The sequence below is a fragment of the Comamonas sp. genome (assembly GCF_036666375.1).
In the GTDB taxonomy this organism is placed as follows: domain Bacteria; phylum Pseudomonadota; class Gammaproteobacteria; order Burkholderiales; family Burkholderiaceae_C; genus Comamonas.
Genome location: NZ_JAVWWA010000195.1, coordinates 1 through 4,096 on the forward strand (window position 1 = coordinate 1; position 4,096 = coordinate 4,096).

The 4,096-nt window shown below is 66.8% G+C and carries 3 protein-coding genes; 1 reads left to right on the forward strand and 2 read right to left on the reverse strand.

Going from position 1 to position 4,096, the window contains the following annotated elements; translation table 11 throughout:
- The coding region (locus RR928_RS24380) for an efflux RND transporter permease subunit (protein ID WP_332684647.1) at positions 1-2,269 on the reverse strand (2,269 nt) is incomplete at its 3' end.
- Entirely contained in the window at positions 2,266-3,432 is a 1,167-nt protein-coding gene (locus RR928_RS24385) for an efflux RND transporter periplasmic adaptor subunit (RefSeq protein ID WP_332684649.1), read from the reverse strand. The genes RR928_RS24385 and RR928_RS24380, both read right to left, overlap by 4 nt.
- A 325-nt stretch (positions 3,433-3,757) precedes the next feature.
- On the opposite strand from RR928_RS24385, the gene fdx reads away from it, so the two are divergent.
- A complete protein-coding gene (fdx, locus tag RR928_RS24390; protein WP_332538089.1) occupies positions 3,758-4,096 on the forward strand; it encodes an ISC system 2Fe-2S type ferredoxin in 339 nt (112 codons plus the stop codon).

Sequence of the window (4,096 nt, forward strand, 5' to 3'; positions counted from 1 at the left end):
GCAGCGACTCGAACACATCCGCCAGGCGCACACCCTGGCTCTTGACCTGGGTGCGATCGATGCTCACGTCCAGCTGCGGTGCGTTGACGTCGAAGCTGGTCATCAGCCCCGCGACCTGTCCCGACTCGGTGGCCTTGGTCATCAGGATCTGCGTATGCCGCACCAGGGCGTCGAGGCCGGCGCCGCCGCGGTCCTCGACCAGCATCTTGAAGCCTCCGGTGGCGCCGAGTCCTGGCACCGGCGGCGGCGGGAACACGCCCAGGAAGCCATCGGGAATGCTGGAGAATTTCGCCTGCAGCCGGCCGGTGATCGCGTTCGCGCCCAGGTCGGGCGTGGTGCGGTCCTTGAACGGGTCGAGCATCACGAAGACCACCGCGGCATTGGGCACGTTGACCATGCCGTTGATCGACAGTCCCGGGAACGCGACGACGCTTTCCACGCCGGGCTCGTCCAGCGCCATCTTCGACATCTGCTTGACCACGGCCTCGGTGCGGTCCAGCGATGTGGAATTGGGCAGCTGGGCAATCGCCACCAGGAAATACTTGTCCTGCATGGGAACGAAGCCCGGCGGCACGGCCTTGAAGCCCAGGAAGGTCAGCGCCAGCAGCCCGGCGTAGACCAGCAGCGCCAGGCCGCTGATGCGCACCACCTTGCGCACCGTGCTGCCATAGGCGTCGGGAGTGCGCTGGAACGGCCGGCTCAGCGTGCGCAGCAGGCGGTCGGCGCGCCCGCGCATGCTGCGCGGGTCATGCACGACGGCGTGCTGGCGCGGGCGCAGCAGGAGCCGGGCCAGCGCCGGGCTCAGCGTCAGCGAGTTGACGGCCGAGAGAATGGTCGAGATGGCGATGGTGAGCGCAAACTGCCGGTAGAACTCACCTTGCAGCCCGCTGAGGAAGGCGGTCGGGATGAACACCGCGGCCAGCACCGAGGTGATGGCGATGATGGGGCCCGTGACCTCATCCATGGCAAGCCGGGCGGCCTGCGCGGGCTCCTCGCCATTTTCTATGTGGCGCTCGACGTTCTCGACTACGACAATCGCGTCGTCGACGACGATGCCTATGGAAAGCACCAGACCAAACAGCGACAAGGTGTTGAGCGAGAAGCCCATCAGGTGCATGACGGCAAAGGTGCCTATCAGCGACACCGGCACCGCCATCAGCGGAATCAGCGAGGCGCGCCAGTTGCGCAGGAACAGCACCACCACGATCACCACCAGCACGATGGCCTCCAGCAGCGTGGTGACCACCGATTCCAGCGATGCGCGCACAAACACCGTCGGGTCGTAGGCAATGCGCGAGCTCAGCCCCGCGGGAAAGTTGACTTCTAGCCGCTGCATGGTGTCGCGCACCGCCTTCGAGACGTCCAGCGCGTTGGCGCCCGGACTCTGGATGATCTGCAGCGCGACCGCGGGCTCGCCGTCCAGCAGGCTGCGCAGCGCGTAGGCGTCGGCCCCCATCTCTATGCGGGCGACATCGCGCAGGCGCGTCACCTGGCCGTCGTTGCCGGTGCGGATGATGATGTCGCCGAATTGCGCCTCGTCGGTCAGCCGTCCCAGCGTGTTCACCGTCACCTGGAAGGCGGCGCTGGAATTGGGCGCCTGGCCCACGGAGCCGGCGGCCACCTGCACGTTCTGCTCGCGCACGGCGGCAATCACGTCGCCGGCCGTCAGTCCGCGCGCGGCAATCAGACCTGGGTCCAGCCACAGCCGCATGCTGTATTCGCCCGCGCCCCATACCAGCACATCGCTGATGCCCGAAATGCGCGACAGCTCGTCACGCACCTGGAGATAGGCGTAGTTGGAGATGTAGAGCGGGTCGTAGCGCTTGTCGGGCGACAGCAGGTGAACCACCATCAGCACGTCCGGCGAGGTCTTTTGCGTGACCACGCCCTGGCGCTGGACTTCCTCGGGCAGGCGCGGCAGCGCGCGCGAGACGCGGTTTTGCACCTGGATCTGCGCCATGTCGGCGTTGGTTCCCTGGGCGAAGGTCACGGTCAGCACCATGCGGCCGTCGGTGGCCGATTGCGACGACATGTACATCATGCCCTCGACGCCGGTGATCGCCTGCTCCAGCGGCGCGGCCACCGTTTCGGCAATCACCTTGGGGTTGGCGCCCGGGTAGGACGCCGTGACCTGCACCGTGGGCGGGGTGACGGCCGGATACTCGCTGAGCGGCAACTGGAAGAAGGCAACGCCTCCGGCAATCACCATCAGCACCGACAGCACGATGGCAAAGATCGGCCGGTCGATGAAAAAGCGTGGAAAGCTCATTGGGCGGCCCCCGTGGTGGCTGTGGCCTCGACGGGCGTGCCGTCGATGGCCGCGGTCTGCGGGGTGATCTGCATGCCGGGGCGCACCAGCCCCTTGACGACGATGCGCTCGCCCGGCTGCAGGCCTTGCTCGACCACGCGCAGGCCGTCGACCACCGCGCCCAGCTCGATGGGGCGGTACTCCGTCTTGTCGTCCTTGCCGACCACCAGCACATAGCGGCTGCCCTGGTCGGTGCCAATCGATTGATCGGAAATCAGCACCCTGGCCTGCGGCGCGCCGGTCTCCAGCTTGACCTTGGCAAACAGGCCGGGCGTCAGGTGCCCGTCGGGGTTGGCGACCACGGCGCGCACCCGCACGGTTCCGGTCGCGCGATCGCTGGTGTTGGCCAGATAGTCGACACGGCCTGGGCGCGAATAGGTCTTGTCGGTGAGCAGGGCCACCATGACCTTGGACGCCTGGGGCGCCTGCGGGCTGGCGCTGGCGCGGCCGGCGGCCAGCGAGCGCAGATACGTGCGTTCGTCGACATCGAAATACACATGCAGCGGGTCGACCGAGACAATCGTCGTCAGAGGCGTCACGCCGCTGGCAACGTAGTTGCCTTCGGTGACCAGGGCCTGGCCGACGCGTCCGCTGATGGGCGCCGTGACGCGCGCGAAACCCAGATCCAGCTTTGCGGTCTCGAGCGCCGCCTTGGCGGCCTCGACCTGGGCCTGGCCCGCATGCAGCGCGGCAGCGGCGGTGTCCAGCCGATCGCGCGCCACGACCTTCTGCGCAAACAGCTTTTCGGCGCGGGCGTGTTCCGCCTGGGCGAGCTGCCAGGCTGCCTGCGCCTCGCGCAGGCGCGCCGCCGCGGCATTCAGCGTGGCCTGGAATTGCCGCGGATCGATGTGAAACAGCGCCCGGCCCTTTTCCACATACTGCCCCTCGGGCACGCTCACGCCCTCGATGTAGCCCGCGACCCGCGGGCGCAGTTCGACGCGCTTGACCGCGGTCAGCGAGCCGGTGAATTCGACAAAGGGCGTGACCGGGCGAACCATCACCTCGGCCACGGGAATCGTGGGCGGTTTGGCGGGTGCGGCGGACGGCGCCGCCTCCTGGCATCCGGCGACGGCGAGCATTGCGCCCATCGCCGCCGTGATCAGGGTTGCGCGTTTGACTTCCATCATGTTTCCTTTTGCGACAGCAGTCGACAGTTGGTATTTGCTGAGCCGAAGTAGCTTCTGCTGCGTTTATCGGCCTTGCCACGCTGGGAGGGTCAAGCGTTGTTTGCTGGAATTGGGCGAGGCAGCGCAAAGGTGTGGCCTGGAAGGCCGGCCGGGCTTGACCTTGTCACCTTGGCAAGGCTTAGGCTTTCAAGCATGGAAACGCGCCAGGACTGGAGCGGTCCCTGCAGAGGGGACAGCGTCCCGGCGCTCCATTGCCCCCGAGGCGCAAGCGCCTGGAAGACCGAGCAACGCAAGCGGCCGCATTGAGCGGCGACGAGAACCTATGCCCAAACTGACTGTCCTACCCCATGCCGACCTCGCGCCCGAAGGCGCGGTACTAGAGGTGGCCGCAGGCACTTCGATATGCGAGGGCCTGCTGGATCACGGCATTGAAATCGAGCATGCCTGCGAGCAAAGCAGCGCCTGCACCACCTGCCACTGCATAGTGCGCAAGGGCTTTGACTCGCTCAACGCCATCGAAGAAAGCGAGGACGACCTGCTCGACCGCGCCTGGGGCCTGGAGGCGCAGTCGCGCCTGAGCTGCCAGGCCATCATTGCCAGAGAAGACCTGACGGTGGAAATTCCCAAGTACACGGTCAATCACGCCAAGGAAAACCACTGA